Raw genomic sequence first — 15,799 nt, forward strand, 5'->3', positions numbered from 1 at the left:
ACACACACTTTGCAAAGGAGCTTACTAAATGAGGATAATTATCTCAAATACATCTGGTGAACCAATATATGAACAAATATCAAGCCAGATTAAGAGTCATATATTTACCGGCGAGTTATCTGAGGGAGATGCGCTTCCGTCTATAAGGAGCTTAGCTCAAGAATTAAAGATAAGCGTTATCACCACAAAAAGAGCATATGAAGAACTTGAGGATGAAGGTTTTATTCAAACAGTCCCTAGCAAGGGTTCTTATGTGGCAAGTAAAAACAAGGAACTTATAAGAGAAAAACAACTTAAGCTTATAGAGGATAAGTTAACGGAAGTACTAGAAGAAGGTAGAATGCTAAATTTATCTGTTGACGAATTAAAAGATATGCTTCAAGTTCTATATGACAGTAATAAATAGGTTTGGCTTTAAGCTTTACTTTGGAAATAATATACTACTTCTTCAAGAATTCAATGATTTCGCAGCAAAGCATTATTTTCAGCAGTAATATTAAACAAAATTTAATAAAGAATAAGGAGTTCTTTTATGAATGATATTTTAGAAGTAACCAATCTTTCAAAATCTTATAAGGATTTTACTTTAGATAATATAAGCTTCAGCCTTAAAAGAGGTTTTATAATGGGTTTTATAGGTCCCAATGGAGCTGGAAAAAGTACTACTATAAAATTAATTATGAATCTTATAAGAAGAGACTCAGGGAATATAAAAATTTTTAATCAAGATAATATTTCTAATGAAAAAGCTATCAAACAAAAAATTGGATTTGTGTATGATGAAAATTATTTTTATGAAGATCTAACAACTGAAGAGATGAAGGATATTATATCTCCATTTTATAAAGAATGGGATAATAGCACTTTTAATAAATATATGAATGAATTTTCTCTCCCTAAAAATAAAAAAATTAAGGATTTATCTAAAGGTATGAAAATGAAATATTCACTAGCAATTTCCCTCTCTCATAATGCAGAATTCATAATAATGGACGAACCTACTTCCGGGCTAGATCCAATATTCAGAAGTGAAATGCTAGATATACTATGTTCAATAATCCAAGATGAAAATAAATCTATATTCTTTTCTACTCATATAACCACTGACCTAGAAAAAATAGCTGATTATATAACTTTTTTAAATAACGGAAGGATAGTATTTTCCAAGGATAAAGACGAAATACTTAAAAGCTACAGGATTGTAAAAGGTGATAGCTCTCTATTAGATAAAGAGACTAGAAAAAAATTTATAAGCGTAAAAGAAAACTCTTTTGGTTTTGAAGCGCTAACAGATAATGCAGGCTCCATAAAAAAAACTTTTGGAGATAAGATTCTTTTAGAAAAAGCTAGCCTTGAAGATATAATGGTCTATTCAATAAGGGGGAATAGAAATGTTTAATTTAGTATATAAAGATATTTTAGTACAAAAAAGAACCGTCTTAATAGCACTTTTATATGGTGCGGTTTTTACACTTACTTTCTCAAGAACAGATAAACCAGAAACTATATTTATTGCAGTCCCTTCAGTTATAGGCTACCTTTTCGTCACTTATGCTTGTGCATATGATGATAAAAACAAATCTGATATAATGCTCAACAGTCTCCCTATAAGTAGAAAAGATATAGTTATATCTAAATATCTATCTATAATTTTATATCTAGTTATTGGAGTTTGTATTGCATTTATATTTACCACAGCAGTTAAATATTTAAAACTTGGCAATATAACTAGGCTTATGAATTTAGAAGATGTTCTAGGCTGTTTTATAAGTATTTCATTTTTATGTTCTATTTATTACCCTATTTACTTTAAATTCGGCTACTTAAAATCAAGATATATCAGCATGTTTATGTTATTAGTGGCATTTTTCGTTCCTACAGCAATAATTGAGTTTATCGGTAAAGCCACTAATAGTAATATTCTACAATATTTAAGTACAGTTCCTGAAGGAGTATTTGAATTTTTCATAATATTAGTGTTGCTCTTTATGTTATTAATCTCAGTATTTTCTTCTTTAAAGATTTATCTAAATAGAGATTTATAATTCATCTAAAGGCAACTAAAGTGAGGGAGGTGATTTACATATCATCCTCCCCCTCTTAATCTATATCATTAAAATATTATTAATTAGTTTCTATTTCTTCAAATAATTCTTTTAAATTAATTACCTCTATTAAATCAGCAACCTTTGCATATGCTTGTTTTACATGTTCTTCTGATGGCTCTACTAAATCAGGAACTAATATGCACCTCATGCCTCCAGCTACTGCCGCCTCTAATCCTCTTTCTGAATCTTCGAGTACTATAGCATTTTCAGGAGAAACGTCTAGCTTTTTGCAAACTGTTAAGAATATCTCTGGATCTGGCTTACCTTTTGTTACTTCATCGCCACAAATGACTCTATCAAATTTATCAAAAACACCTGCTATTTTTAAAAGTCTAGAAGCTCTTTCTCTACTACTTGAAGTAGCTACTGCTTTTTTTATGTTATTTGCTTGTAGATATTCTAAAAGTTCTGTAAGTCCTTTTTTGATTCCAAGACCTTCTTCCTCAATTATCCTAGCTACGCACTTACCTTGCTCTGCATACATATTATCAAAAGGAAAATCTTGTCCAAATACTGTTTTAAATTGATTGCATATAGAAGCACTGTTCATTCCTAGTAATCCTAAAAGAAATTGCATTGGAATATCATAATTATGTAATTTACCTACTTCTTGCCACGCTCTCTTAGTAAGTGCCTCTGTATCAAACATTAATCCATCCATATCGAAGATAACTAGTTCTATTCTACCCATGATAAATCCTCCAACTAAATAGCATAGTTTTTCTTAAATTATATCATTATTTATTAATATAAGTTTTTCTTATTTTGAAAGTGTTATGAGTATATATCCCTTATAGTTAAATTTGTATCTTTATCTGAGTCTCTATTTAATAGTATCATTGAAATTAAGTGTTTATTCGGGAGATGCTATATGATCGAGCTATTAGAATTAAATGATTTTTCCAGATGGAATGGCTCTAAAAAATCTCTAATCGTTCTTTATTAGTGATTTTTTTACGCATCTGCCTTTTCTGAACGTATGTGAAGAAATTCTGGCAGGCGACATATTTTCACTTTTTACTTTTTAATCATATAGCCTTTTTATTTTCTTAAATTTAAGATATGAAAGATTTATAAAAAGTATGGATTATTAAAAAGTAAAGCTGTACTGTTCGAACGTAGTGAGTTTACAGTTTTAGCCATGGAATATGATAAAATCATATTAATTCTTTGCGTAAGCTCATTAAAGCATTGGATGACTAAACACTTAATTTCAACAACACCTTATCTTTAATAGACCTTAACTATCTTAAAGCCTTTTCTTTCTAATTCATCAGTAATTAACTGAACATGTTCGTGACCGTTTGTTTCAACTGTTACTTCTAATTGAACCTGCATAAAAGCATCGAAGGTTTTAAACTTATTGTGATCAAGTTTTATTATATTAGCGTTTAAATCACCCAGTATCTGAGATACTTTTTGTAATTGCCCTGGCTTGTCTAAAAGTTCAACAGTGAAGCAAAACTTTCTTCCACGAGATACAAGTCCACGATCTATCATTGATGCAATTGTTAAAACATCTATGTTTCCGCCACTGATTACACATGCTATCTTTTTGTTTTTTTCATTTATCTTTCTTAAAGCTGCTAAAGGTAACACCCCTGAAGTTTCTCCTATAAGCTTATGCTTTTCAAGAAGTATCAGGAAAGCCTCCATAACCTCTAAATCAGAAACTGTTACTATCTCATCTACATACTTTTTAATTATTTTGAAATTTAAATCGCCGGGAGTTTTTACTGCTACACCATCAGCAATTGTCTTTAGATTATCTAAAGACATAACTTTATTGTTCTCGATTGATATCTTTACTGCATTTGCACCTTCTGGTTCTACTCCTATTATTTTAATCTTAGGATTAATTAATTTTGCTGCAACAGCTATTCCACTAATAAGCCCGCCACCGCCAACTGGCACTATTATACAATCTACGTCTTTTAGTTCATTCAAAATTTCAATTGCAATAGTTCCCTGACCTTCTATAACATCTATATCATTAAAAGGATGCACAAATGTATATCCATTTTTTTCTTCTAATCTCTTAGCTTCTTCATAAGCTTCATCATAGCAGTCCCCATGAAGCACAACATTTGCTCCAAAGTTTTTTGTAGCTTCAACCTTGATTAGAGGAGTAGCTTTAGGCATAACTATAGTTGCTTTTACTCCTAATCTTTGAGCTGCTAGAGCCACTCCTTGAGCATGATTTCCTGCAGAAGATGTTATTAACCCTTTTTTCTTTTCTTCTTCAGTAAGCTTACTTATTTTGTTATAAGCTCCTCTTATCTTAAATGCTCCTGTCACTTGAAGATTTTCTGGCTTTATATATATATCGTTTCCTGATTCTTTACTAAAAATATTACTATAAACAAGTTTTGTCTCTTTTAATACATCTTTTATCCTATTCGTTGCCTCTAAAAATTGCTCTTTAGTAAATTCATTACACTCCACCATTATTTATTTGCCCCCTATTTTGTCTTGTTAATAACTCTAAATTGTTAGCAGTAATCCTTATATTTATTAGCCCAATTATATGTATAGAAAACTGCCTAAAAAATCGCTGAAGCGACTTTCTTCAGTGATTTTTTTGCGCATCTGCCTTTCCGAATATATATGAGGAAAATTTGGCAGGCGACATAATTTTATTTTTACTGTTTACTCTAAATAGCTGTTCTAACCCATTGATATTGCTAAGTTTAGTTACCCAAAAATTTTATACTTGCCTAGACAGTGAATAAGCTCGCTTCAATATTTATTGAAGACGAGCTTTGTCTAAACTATATAAATATTCTATCAAACTTAGAATATTTTGTGAAGTAGCGGATAAAATAATCACCTATCATATTTTAAGTATTCATTTTGTCCATATTTGCAATTATTGCTTCTACATCAGATAATATTTCTGCTAACTCTCTGTTAGAATCAACTACATAATCGCATCTTATCACTTTAAATGCATTTTTATCATGTTTTATTCTCATATATATTTCTTCATCGTACAGATTATCCTCATTATACTTTCTTCTACACATCCTGTTATAACGAATCTTTTCATCTGCATTCAAATATATAACTATTATTTCTGCATCCTTTACTTCTTCCTTCAATTCATAAACACCAACTGGATCAACAATATAAATTGATGCACCTTTACCCCTATATTGCTGCCTGTTTGCCCAGTAATGGTTCCCATCAAAATATGTATAGGCAATTATATTAGATTTCTGCTCGCTAGTTATAGTACTTTCTATATAAGCCTCATAGTCAACAAATATATGCCCTTTTTCTCCTTCATGTCTCTGTTTTCTTGTTGTATAACTTTGTATATAATTATAGTTCTTTTTTGAAAGCTCTTCTGCTATAGTTGATTTTCCACTTCCACTTTCACCAACTATACAAATTATCCTATCCATAACTTCCCCCACTTTTCTTCTTAACAAGCATTTTATATTCAACCTTACGGTAAATTTCTTATTGTTAAGGTACTTTATAGAAGTAGACCCTTGAATTATATTTTACCTTAACTAATATTAAGTTTCGATATAGGAATCCTTTAATAAAACTTATATATATATTATCACGAAAAAATCACTGGCGCGACATTCTTATTTTTTTACTCTTATACCTTCGCTATCTTTTTCTATTATTATCTTGTTAATAAAGTCATCTATCTTATTAGTAAAATCATTTTCTAAAATAAAATCAGCCTTATTCATCACTTCAGCTGCTGATTTTTTAATCGAATCATTACATATATTTTTTATCATAACAAAGCTTCCTGGCAAAACTACATTTCTTAGACTATTAGATTCACATATAATTAATGTATTTTTAGATATTTTTGACATAAAACATTCTATGCCTTCTTCTAAATGATCATTTAGACATTTTAGCCAGTATACTCTATCAGCCCCTGCAGAAAGTAATAAAGAAGTATCTTTATTCTTGTTAGGGTTGATTTCTTCTACCAGTTCAAAGTTATCCTCTATATTAGTACATATCCCACAGCCTTCTCCACCTCTTGGACATTTGCCATTTTTATGTTCTATGGTAGTTACTTTTAATGCTATTACAGATAACTCACCTTTCCACTTTCTTATCAAGGAAGCTGCAAGTGTTGTTTTTCCACTATTCCTACCTGTTGATCCAATTAAAATCATATGCTCAATACTCATCAGTTCTTTTTTCACTTGTTACACTTCCTTTAAACTGATATTTTACTAATAAATTTTATCTTCTCTCTATATAAAAATCAAATTAAACACTGCTTATTACTACTTGATTATGTAAAAAATAATCCTGCACAATAGCATTTTTAATGTCATTCTACTGTACAGGAAACAACTTAATCTAGATGTTAATTAACTCACTGTATTATTACCCATATATCATTTTTAACTTTTTCGAAAACCTCGTAAGGTAAATACATATAACCTTTATCAGCAAAATCAGTTCCCCAAGAATTTCTTAGAATAAAATATCCTTGTGAGGTTGTTTTCTTTTTTATTAAGGAACATAATTTTTGTGATGCATTGTTTACTGTTGTTGCTCCGTCAACGTATCCTACTAGAAGTACAGCATGCCCTCCTAGAACTGATTCTGAACTTCCAGGCATTGGCACTAATCCACTCTTCCCCACTTTTTCAAAGCTTTCATAAACATTTATTCCAAGCAATACTGGAAGTAAATTAGCTAAAGCTTGCTTAACTTCTTCCACTGAAGTAATTCTATGATATGAGTTTATAGTATATTGAAGTGCATTTTTATCAGCTAGTACTGAAGGAGTCTCTGTAAATTTTGTAATATTATAAGGGAATAGGCTTTCCTCACATACACCGTATTTTGTTAAAGCTGCACATATATCTCTTATTGAAGCCCCACTATCCTCATATACAGTCCCTTCAATCAATCTTTCTTTATAATAAAGAAAAAGCCTTGAAGGCTGCACTCTGTTATTTATAAAATATGATTTGTTCGCACATCCTGCATTTGCAGTACAAGATCCAAGCTCTCCTTGATCATATATAGGAGGCATCTTATCTCTTAAATCTATTGATTTAGGCAATTGTACAGACTTTGAAAGAGAGTGATTTTTAAAATAGTAGTCTCTTTCATCAACTTTATCTTCTTCTAAATTATACTTTCTAATAGGTTTACTTTTCTTATTCTTATTTACTTTATCATCTTTAAATCCATTAGTTTCAGTAGTAGGATTATTCAATATACCTAGAAGTACAAGGATACCTAAAATTGCAGTTGCAATTTCATTATAATTGTCAGGCAATATATTTAATCCAAAGCCTTTACAAACCATAGGAATTAATGCTATTACTGAAACCCATAATCCATAATTTTTCAATCTCGACTTAATATCCATATTTATCCTCCGTTTTCCGATAATGCAGATAACTAATAAGCTATTTATTTACAAACAATATAAATCCCCTAACAAAACTTATATTTATAAACTTTATCTGCATTAATATTTACCTAAGCTTGTACAAAATATATTATTGCCCCTCTATATATAATAGTTTTTATAATCTATTTTGCTACAATTTATCTTAATGATTTTATAATCTTACATTGTATAAAATATCAAATTTATTAGAAATCTTTCAAAAGAATAAAAAAATTGATTAGGGAAATCAATAAGTGTGTAAGCAAAGATTAATTAAAATAATTTCTCAACAGGATTATTAATCAATTTAAAGGAGATATTTTTATGAGAGAAAAAGTAAATAAATTAGATACGAAGTCAGAACAAGCTAACGAATTGGGAATAGAGTTACCTAAGGATGACTATTGGGGCAATACTAGTTCTAAAGTATGTGGCATGATAGGCGGAGCTGAAGGAGGAAACTTCACTAAAAATGCAGTTCAATCCTTTGAAGAAATGTTGACCAAAAAGAATAAATAATAATAGACTCCACTCATATAAAAGCAAGCACAAATAAAAATAAGCTGTGCACTAATTATTTAGTGCACAGCTTTTTCTCTTATCCATTGACCTCATATTATTACCGCCCTTATAGTTTGAAAAAATATATCCCAAAAGCCAAATTTAAATCACTATATTATATCTTCTAAAGCTTCATCTATATAAGGCAAAACAATAGTAAATGTTGTTCCTTCTCCTAGCACACTTTGAATTTCTATTTTCCCACGATGCTCTTTTATAATGTTGAAGCATGCATTAAGACCTAATCCAGTGCCATTTTTCTTTGTAGAATAAAAAGGTGTGCCTATCTTTTTAACCATGTCTTTTGGTATTCCATTACCATTATCAGATATTTTTATAAATATCTCATTTGAACCTATCCTAAGCCCACTACTGATACGTAAAACTGGGCAATTAACTTCTACCATAGCTTCTACTGCATTTTTGCATATATTAAGTATTACTTGTCTAATTTGAGTTTCATCACAAAGTATATACCTTTCATCGTAATCAAGATCAAGTACCAAATCTATTCCTTCTAATAAAGATGAAGTTTCAATTATACCTTTCATTGATAGTATCAGGTCATTAAAAGAGACTTCTAAAAGGTCTGTTTCTCTTGGCTTAGATAAACTTAAAAAATCAGTTATTATTCTATTCACTTCATCGGTACTAGTATTTATCCTTTTGGCGTATTCTTTTATTCTTAAATCTTCTGAATAAAGGTTAATCAATTGGCTGTTACCTTTTATAGTAGTTAAAAAATTTCTAGTTTCGTGAACTATAGTAGCTCCCAGTTGTCCTAAAAGTGCTAGTTTTTCTTGATTAATTAATTTTTGTTGTTTTTCTTTTTTCTCGGTTAAATCATGTACAATTGAAATTGCACCAATTTTCTCGTTATCAATATTAAGTATGGGTGAACATGTTCCTGATAATTGCTTACTTAAACCATCTGCAGTTGTTAAATAGCCTTCATAATCTTTATTAACATCTTTTTCTTGATTTAGTACTAAGGAACCTTTAGATTCTATAAAACCTATATCTTTCCTTAATTCATCATAGCTCATTCCAATTAAATCTATATCGCATCTATCTATAATTTCTAAATAAGAATTGTTGCAAGCAGTAATTTTATTATCTCCATCTAAAATTATTATTGGAACCGCTATAGAATTTAATATTGTCTTAGTTTGTAAATGCAAATTATCTATTTCTTGTTCCTTTTTTATATCATTAATTAAAGCAAGCGCACCATTTCTTATCTTATAAACATTTACAAGTACTTTTACAGGCTTTCCCTCTCCATCTATATAAGTCCTTACTATATTTTGAGTTTTTCCATCTTTCTTGTATACCTTATCAAGCAGCGTATCTTCGTCTTCATTACCAAGTCTAGGTATAACATTCAATAATTCCTTATTATTTAACCCTATTATTGAACTTTTTGCATGCCTAGATAATTCTTCAAACTTGTCATTTGCAAAGTCTACCTTATTGCTACTATCATATGTATATATAGCAATAGGAATATCATTAAGAATATCTTCTAAACGTTGCTTGCTCTCTATAAGCTTAGCATATGGGTATCTTATCATACTGGCAAAAACCGCCTTATATAGGAAGTAATAACTTCCTATTTTAAACAAGTATGCTAGCACTAGATAAAATGAATTCTTATTATTAAATGATATATAACAAAGTTCTGAAGGAATTAACATAATAACAGAAAGAAAGATATACATAAACCTCACAAAATGAGCTTCTTCAATTCGAGATCTTAATTTATTCAATGTAATAATAACTATGGTTATTATTAAGAATTCCAACATAATTCTAAAATCAGTATTTCCTTTTTCATTATATAGCTGTGGAATCCACTTATATGTTAATTTTGATAAATAGCATATAATCACTATTATAATACCAGTTAAACTAAGCATCTTATACTTACTATTCTTTAAAGAAAAGGGTTTAAAGGAAAATATCATTAATGTTACAACTTGAATTAATCGTGCCAATAGCCCAAGTAGTATAGGTAACTGCCCATTAGCTATATCATTTAAAAGTATGTATTTATAGTAGTGTACATGTAATAAATCCAAAATAGATACAGTTAAAAAACCAAAACCTAAAACTTTATTTACTTCATTATCTACTTCACTTTGATACCAAACAATTAAAAATGTAGTAACTCCGATGATAATACTTATTAACTCCAATACTGTGTGTATTAATTCTTCATTAGCGTCCCAATACCATCTGCATATTATAAAAGCTACAAGTAGTGCAGATAATATTGAATATATACATGTAAAAAATATCTTCTTATATGGCAAATAATTTTTAGTGTCATATGTTTTTTCCATGTTAGCTTCCATAATCAATACCCCTTTAAATCCCGCGGATTAATATCAATTTATATGAATCTATTGAAAATTATACCATATTTTTCATCATAATATATGTGATTTTTATAAAAATGTTAATTTTGTAACATAATTTTTTAGTGCTTTTTCTTCATTATTTGCTATTATTTTTATAAGTTCTTTAATCTGTAGAGAAGATAACTTTGTTACATGTAAAAAGCTCACTAAAGCAACTATCTTCAGTGAACTTTTTTTCAAATCTGCCTTTCCAAATGTATATGAGGAAACTTACGGGCAGACAAGTTTTACTTTTTACTGTATTCCCAAGAAGCTATGCTAAGCACTTAATTTACTAGATTTATTACTGTCCATCCTTATCATCTTCTTGTAGCAATTTAAGAAATTCTTCAACAATATACGGATCAAACTGAGTAGAAGAACATCTTTTAAGTTCCTCAATTGCATAGCTCATGTCTTTGGCCGATTTATACTCTCTCTTATGTGTCATAACATCAAAGGAATCAACCACATTAATAATCCTAGCAAGTAATGGTATCTCTTGCCCCTTCAAGCCATTAGGATAGCCAGTTCCATCATATCTTTCATGATGGGATAAAACCTCATCAGCTATATGAGATAGTTCTGGAGTTGACTTGGCTATTCTATATCCAATCTCTGTATGAGATTTCATAACCACCCACTCTTCAGCTGTAAGCTTTGCTGGTTTTAACAAAATTTGTTCTGGTATACCTATCTTTCCGATATCATGTAACAGTCCTAAAAGCTCTAATTCATCTAGCTTATCTTGAGGCAATCCCATTCTTCTACCTAGCCTAAAACTCATGTTCTTAATTCTCATAGTATGCTCTTCTGTTTCACTATGCTTTTCATGCAAGGTTCTAAGCAGAGAACTAGTAATGGCATTTCTTGTACTTTTCTTTTCTATAAGCTTATTTCTATACATTCTTTTTTCTGCTATACTCATTACAGTTTCTGAATCTCGATTTTCATTATCCTTTTCAGCATAGCCTAAGGCAATACTAATACTTATAGGAAAATCTTTTATACTATCACATGCGTCCTTAATCTTTGTAATCAGATTCTCTACGTAGTCTTTTTCTCTATCTTTGATTAATATTATAAATTCATCTCCACTCCACCTGGAAACTATATCTTTATTATCACAAATCTTCTTCATCTCATTACTTACATTATATATCAGTTTGTCTCCCATCTTATGGCCTAAAGCATCATTGATTAGCTTTAATCCATTTACATCTCCCATAATTATAAAATATGAGCTAGACATATCTTTATCAAGTATTTGGAATTGCTTTTCCATGTATGCTCTATTATTTAAACCAGTTAATCTATCAGAATAACTCAAGAACAAAATTTCTTCTTCATATCTTTTTCTCTCTGTTATGTCCATTGCTACACTTAAAATTCTAGTTGGTTTTCCACTATCATCTCTGCTTACTATTCTGCCTCTTTCTGAAACCCATATTATTTCTCCTGTAGCTTTAATCATCTTGTAGGTTATCTCAAAAACCTCAGCATTATTATTAAGTATGTTTGTATAGTTATTACTGAAGTATTCAATAAATTCTGGATGAATTTTTGAAAAATGCTCATAAAACAATCCACTTTCATCCTTTGAAGTATACCCTAACTCTTGTTTCCATTCTTTATTTATATACAATCTATTAGCTCCTAAATCTAAATCCAAATATCCATCTTTGGTAGCCGCCATTATAAGTCTAAATCTTTCATCCATCTCCTTGACATCATTATTAGCAACTGCTAATTCAGCTACCATATTACTAGTAGACTCAGCTATTTTACTTAATTCATCATTACCTGCCAATATAAGTCTTAAGCTTACGTCTTTCGTCTTTCTGACTTTTTCAATAAAATCATCTAGTAATTTTAATCTTTTTAAGACATATTTATCTAGAATGAGGTTATTTAGAACTAAAATCATGAACAAGGCTACTATATATAGTGATCCAAATATCTTAAGATATTTTATTGCAAGAATATGAGCCTCTCTTTCAATAGACATTGATATGAGTATGCTGCTTTCTTGATTTATATCTTTTGTATTTCTAGAGGCATTTATATTGTCATAGCTTCTACTAATTGAAATTTCACTTAATGAATGGCTATTTCCAGGCAAGCCTTCAAATGTTACATTAGCTTTGCTAGTTTCATTTATATAGTTCATCAAATCTTTGTCAACGTATCGTCCCATTACTAATGTTCCATTACTTCTAGCTTTCTCATCAGATGTAGTAATTTGAGCTTCTGATATTATAAATAACTTATCATATGCATAGATTGTCCCAGTATCAGCATCTATCTTATCCGGATTAAAAAACTTCTTGTATCTTATATTAGTTATTTTATCTATTAAGATATTTTTTTCTCTATCCTTAACATCACCATCTATTTCATAGAAAATTTTATTGTTTTTATCAAGAAATATTATAAAACTCAAATTAAGCTGTTGAAGGGTCTGATTTACCAAATTACTTTTAATATATTCTTCATTCTTATCAAACATAAAATTATATGTATCATCCCAGTGCGACCAGTCTAAAGACGTTCTCTTGAGCCCTTGCTCTTCTCTATCAATTATTGAGTCAAAAGTTCGAAAAGAGTTATTAACACCTGTATCTTCTATATTAGCTATAAATCTAAAAAAAACTAAATAGGATATGAAAATTGTAATAGCAACAAAAAGTAAAAAACTCACTGTAGATATAAATAACGTTTTCAATTTTACACTCATATGTATCTTCTCCTATTACAGCCTATAATTATGGCAACTTCATCTGTTATCGAAACAAGTATTATATTAACATTATATATCATTTATTAAATGAAGTCTTTTATTATAGTAAATAATAAACCAAATTAATATCACATAAATTATTTAATAATAACTTTTCATAAAATAATTGCATAAAATTTCCTTTGAGTATATGAGACGGCTTAATAAATTAATATTATTTAAACAATCTCAAAGGGTATCTAGTTATAATAAATTTATATTATAATGGATTTACTAAGAAGTTGTTACTGGAACATTGGAGGAAATGCAAAAATGATTTACCTTAGACCACACCACGGACTTTGTATACATCACTTTATAGGAAAAGGATATAGCGATGACTTTATCTATAATATGAAGAATATAATAAATATACTCGAAGATAATAGTAATCCTAAGATCATGTTAGTATCTGGTGGAGATGAGATTTGTAGTTTTTGTCCTAATAATAGAAATGGTAGTTGTTTATCTGGTCAAAAACCTGATTACTATGACATTGTTTGCCTTGAATTATGTGATTTAAATTTTGGGGACACTCTATATTGGCAAGATTTTAAGAAAAGAATACAAACTTCAATATTGGAACCTAAAAAACTTAACCAAGTTTGCATAAATTGCGAATGGCTTTATATTTGCGAAAACCTTCATAATGAATCTGTAATTTTTCCTAAAGAGTAGAAAAGTCACTGAAGCTACCTTCAGTGACTTTTCTATGCATCTACCTTTCCGAATATTCACTAGGGAACTTATGGAATAATAAGCTCTATTACAAAGTGGCACCTATTTATATAAATATGCTTTCTATTAATATGCTTATTTTTTCACCTTATAAACTAAAAATATTCCATAGCATACTAATATCAACGCTATTAAAATTCTTAAATCGAAGATATTTTCACCTAAGAACAATGCTGATAGTAATGTTCCAAATACAGGTATTAAAAAATTAAAAACGGATATTAAACCGACTTTATTATATGTTAGTAGTTGAGTCCATAATGCGAAAGCTACAGAAGATAATAAGGCCATATATATTAGAAGCGAAGTAGATTGAATAGTAAATCCTTGTAGCTTCCCTCCTAAAGTAAATCCTAATGCTGTTAATATAACTCCACCTATGAACAACTGATAACCTGTGACTATGGATGGATCTGATTTTTGCGTTATTTTCTTTCCGTATATTGCAGATATTGCAAAAATAAATGTAGAAATCAGTATAAACCCTTCTCCTTTAAAAGAAAAAGCAGCTCCGTTACTTGATTGTCCATTGAGATTTACAATTATAACTCCAGCAAACCCAACAATACAACCAACTACCTTATTAAAATTTAATCTATCATTCTTATAAATAAAATGAGCCAATAAAATACTTATAAAGGTACCTGTCCCATTTATAATAGCTCCTCTGACCCCTGTAGTATATGACATGCCAATATAGAAAAATATATATTGAAGAGCTGTTTGTAAAAAACCAAGAGAGGCAACTTGTCCAAATTGTTTTTTACTAAAGTCAAATATATTTTTCTTCATTATTATGCTTAATATCAAAACAAAAGCTCCTGCCATTGTAAATCTATATCCTGCAAATGTTAGCTTTGAACCAACATCATTTGCTCCTACATTAAATAAACTATACCCAATCTTTATGGATGGATATGCACTTCCCCATAAAATACAGCATAGAGTCGCTAGTAATATTATGTTTCTTCTATTTGTATAAAACCTACTTTTATCCATTTAAATTCTCCTATTAATTAGATTCCTTGCATTATTCATGTACATTCATCACTTAAATCTTTCGATAAAAGTACTAAAAAGACTCCATTAACTATATTATTAAATGTTTGAGGAAAAAACAATGATAATTGTACTTTTAATATCATTACATAAAAGTATAGAATTGAATCATTAACTATAGTTTATTATAATATTATCTATAATCAGTCCATATTGATACACTACCTTGTTATGTATAACAACAGTTATAGGAGATTGATATGTCAGAATCATTAATAACCAAAAAAGCTCTTGCTGTTTCTATTAAAGAATTAATGAAGACTATTCCACTATCTAAAATATCCATACAAGAAATTGCAGACAACTGCGGGTTAAATAGACAAACCTTCTATTATCATTTTAGAGATAAATTCGATCTTGTAAATTGGATTTATTATACTGAAGTCACAGAAAGTATAGCAAACTATAGACATTACGATAACTGGACTGACGGTATGTATAGAACTTTATGCTATCTATCTAAAAATAAGTCCTTTTATATTAATGCACTTAATACTCCTGGACAAAATGCTTTCGATAGTTATTTCTTCGAATTTAGTTATGAATTAATCATGGGGGTTGTTAATGATATATCCCTAGGGATGGAAGTGTCTGATACCAACAAAAAATTTATCTGTGATTTTTATACCCATGCTTTTGTCGGCATAATAGTTCAATGGATTAAAGCTGGAATGAAGGAATCCTGCCAAACCTTAGTAGATCAAATTAAAAATATCGTCGAAGGTAGTATGCTTGGAGCATTATCTAGATATTAAAG

15 protein-coding genes are annotated in these 15,799 nt (G+C 29.4%); 6 read left to right on the forward strand and 9 right to left on the reverse strand.

Annotation, left to right across the window (positions count from 1 at the left end):
- Positions 1-28 precede the first annotated feature (28 nt).
- From J3477_RS20425 to J3477_RS20435, 3 genes are all read left to right on the forward strand, one after another.
- A complete protein-coding gene (locus J3477_RS20425) occupies positions 29-406 on the forward strand; it encodes a GntR family transcriptional regulator (RefSeq protein WP_206871910.1) in 378 nt (125 codons plus the stop codon).
- 126 nt (positions 407-532) lie between these two features.
- A complete protein-coding gene (locus J3477_RS20430; protein WP_206871912.1) occupies positions 533-1,399 on the forward strand; it encodes an ABC transporter ATP-binding protein in 867 nt (288 codons plus the stop codon).
- A complete protein-coding gene (locus tag J3477_RS20435) occupies positions 1,392-2,045 on the forward strand; it encodes an ABC-2 transporter permease (protein WP_206871914.1) in 654 nt (217 codons plus the stop codon). Before J3477_RS20430 ends, J3477_RS20435 begins: the two co-directional genes overlap by 8 nt.
- Positions 2,046-2,124: 79 nt before the next feature.
- On the opposite strand, the gene J3477_RS20440 is transcribed toward J3477_RS20435, so the two are convergent.
- From J3477_RS20440 to J3477_RS20460, 5 genes are all read right to left on the reverse strand, one after another.
- Complete coding sequence (locus tag J3477_RS20440; protein ID WP_206871916.1) at positions 2,125-2,799, reverse strand: HAD family hydrolase; 675 nt, start codon at positions 2,797-2,799, stop codon at positions 2,125-2,127.
- 539 nt (positions 2,800-3,338) lie between these two features.
- Entirely contained in the window at positions 3,339-4,556 is a 1,218-nt protein-coding gene (gene ilvA, locus J3477_RS20445) for a threonine ammonia-lyase (protein WP_206871918.1), read from the reverse strand.
- A 392-nt stretch (positions 4,557-4,948) separates the two neighbouring features.
- A complete protein-coding gene (locus J3477_RS20450; RefSeq protein ID WP_206871919.1) occupies positions 4,949-5,515 on the reverse strand; it encodes an AAA family ATPase in 567 nt (188 codons plus the stop codon).
- 192 nt (positions 5,516-5,707) lie between these two features.
- Positions 5,708-6,292 carry a hypothetical protein gene (locus tag J3477_RS20455; protein ID WP_206871921.1) on the reverse strand — a complete coding sequence of 195 codons (585 nt, stop codon included), beginning with the start codon at positions 6,290-6,292 and terminating at the stop codon, positions 5,708-5,710.
- A 176-nt stretch (positions 6,293-6,468) separates the two neighbouring features.
- Positions 6,469-7,479, reverse strand: coding sequence for a C1 family peptidase (locus J3477_RS20460; protein ID WP_371876611.1), 1,011 nt, complete (start codon positions 7,477-7,479; stop codon positions 6,469-6,471).
- Positions 7,480-7,827: 348 nt separating this feature from the next.
- Here J3477_RS20460 and J3477_RS20470 point away from each other — a divergent pair, with 348 nt between their 5' ends.
- On the forward strand, positions 7,828-8,022 hold the full coding sequence (locus tag J3477_RS20470) for an alpha/beta-type small acid-soluble spore protein (RefSeq protein ID WP_206871923.1): 195 nt from the start codon (positions 7,828-7,830) through the stop codon (positions 8,020-8,022).
- Positions 8,023-8,174: 152 nt separating this feature from the next.
- On the opposite strand, the gene J3477_RS20475 is transcribed toward J3477_RS20470, so the two are convergent.
- The 3 genes from J3477_RS20475 to J3477_RS20485 all read right to left on the reverse strand — a co-directional run bounded on the left by J3477_RS20475 (position 8,175) and on the right by J3477_RS20485 (position 13,203).
- Positions 8,175-10,421, reverse strand: a complete 2,247-nt coding sequence (locus J3477_RS20475) for an MASE3 domain-containing protein (RefSeq protein WP_206871925.1) — start codon at positions 10,419-10,421, stop codon at positions 8,175-8,177.
- A 93-nt stretch (positions 10,422-10,514) separates the two neighbouring features.
- Complete coding sequence (locus tag J3477_RS20480; RefSeq protein ID WP_206871926.1) at positions 10,515-10,667, reverse strand: hypothetical protein; 153 nt, start codon at positions 10,665-10,667, stop codon at positions 10,515-10,517.
- Positions 10,668-10,770: 103 nt separating this feature from the next.
- Positions 10,771-13,203 carry an HD domain-containing phosphohydrolase gene (locus J3477_RS20485; protein WP_228731330.1) on the reverse strand — a complete coding sequence of 811 codons (2,433 nt, stop codon included), beginning with the start codon at positions 13,201-13,203 and terminating at the stop codon, positions 10,771-10,773.
- A 315-nt stretch (positions 13,204-13,518) separates the two neighbouring features.
- Between J3477_RS20485 and J3477_RS20490 the strand changes: the two genes are divergently transcribed.
- Entirely contained in the window at positions 13,519-13,923 is a 405-nt protein-coding gene (locus J3477_RS20490) for a DUF1284 domain-containing protein (RefSeq protein ID WP_206871928.1), read from the forward strand.
- A 135-nt stretch (positions 13,924-14,058) separates the two neighbouring features.
- On the opposite strand, the gene J3477_RS20495 is transcribed toward J3477_RS20490, so the two are convergent.
- Positions 14,059-14,982: a DMT family transporter gene (locus J3477_RS20495; RefSeq protein ID WP_206871929.1), complete on the reverse strand. Its 924-nt coding sequence runs from the start codon at positions 14,980-14,982 to the stop codon at positions 14,059-14,061.
- Positions 14,983-15,242: 260 nt separating this feature from the next.
- Here J3477_RS20495 and dhaS point away from each other — a divergent pair, with 260 nt between their 5' ends.
- The gene (gene dhaS, locus J3477_RS20500; protein WP_206871931.1) at positions 15,243-15,797 is read left to right on the forward strand and encodes a dihydroxyacetone kinase transcriptional activator DhaS; all 555 of its coding nucleotides are present in this window, start codon (positions 15,243-15,245) and stop codon (positions 15,795-15,797) included.
- The last annotated feature ends 2 nt before the right edge of the window (positions 15,798-15,799 follow it).

The sequence above is a fragment of the Clostridium zeae genome (assembly GCF_017312485.1).
Lineage (GTDB): Bacteria > Bacillota > Clostridia > Clostridiales > Clostridiaceae > Clostridium_AR > Clostridium_AR zeae.

Coding starts and splice junctions, on each gene's coding strand:
- J3477_RS20490 (WP_206871928.1), top strand. CDS start 13,519: ATGATTTACCTTAGACCACACCACGGACTTTGTATACATCACTTTATA.
- J3477_RS20485 (WP_228731330.1), bottom strand. CDS start 13,203: ATGAGTGTAAAATTGAAAACGTTATTTATATCTACAGTGAGTTTTTTA.
- J3477_RS20435 (WP_206871914.1), top strand. CDS start 1,392: ATGTTTAATTTAGTATATAAAGATATTTTAGTACAAAAAAGAACCGTC.
- J3477_RS20470 (WP_206871923.1), top strand. CDS start 7,828: ATGAGAGAAAAAGTAAATAAATTAGATACGAAGTCAGAACAAGCTAAC.
- J3477_RS20425 (WP_206871910.1), top strand. CDS start 29: ATGAGGATAATTATCTCAAATACATCTGGTGAACCAATATATGAACAA.
- dhaS (WP_206871931.1), top strand. CDS start 15,243: ATGTCAGAATCATTAATAACCAAAAAAGCTCTTGCTGTTTCTATTAAA.
- J3477_RS20430 (WP_206871912.1), top strand. CDS start 533: ATGAATGATATTTTAGAAGTAACCAATCTTTCAAAATCTTATAAGGAT.
- J3477_RS20495 (WP_206871929.1), bottom strand. CDS start 14,982: ATGGATAAAAGTAGGTTTTATACAAATAGAAGAAACATAATATTACTA.
- J3477_RS20460 (WP_371876611.1), bottom strand. CDS start 7,479: ATGGATATTAAGTCGAGATTGAAAAATTATGGATTATGGGTTTCAGTA.
- J3477_RS20450 (WP_206871919.1), bottom strand. CDS start 5,515: ATGGATAGGATAATTTGTATAGTTGGTGAAAGTGGAAGTGGAAAATCA.
- J3477_RS20440 (WP_206871916.1), bottom strand. CDS start 2,799: ATGGGTAGAATAGAACTAGTTATCTTCGATATGGATGGATTAATGTTT.
- ilvA (WP_206871918.1), bottom strand. CDS start 4,556: ATGGTGGAGTGTAATGAATTTACTAAAGAGCAATTTTTAGAGGCAACG.
- J3477_RS20475 (WP_206871925.1), bottom strand. CDS start 10,421: ATGGAAGCTAACATGGAAAAAACATATGACACTAAAAATTATTTGCCA.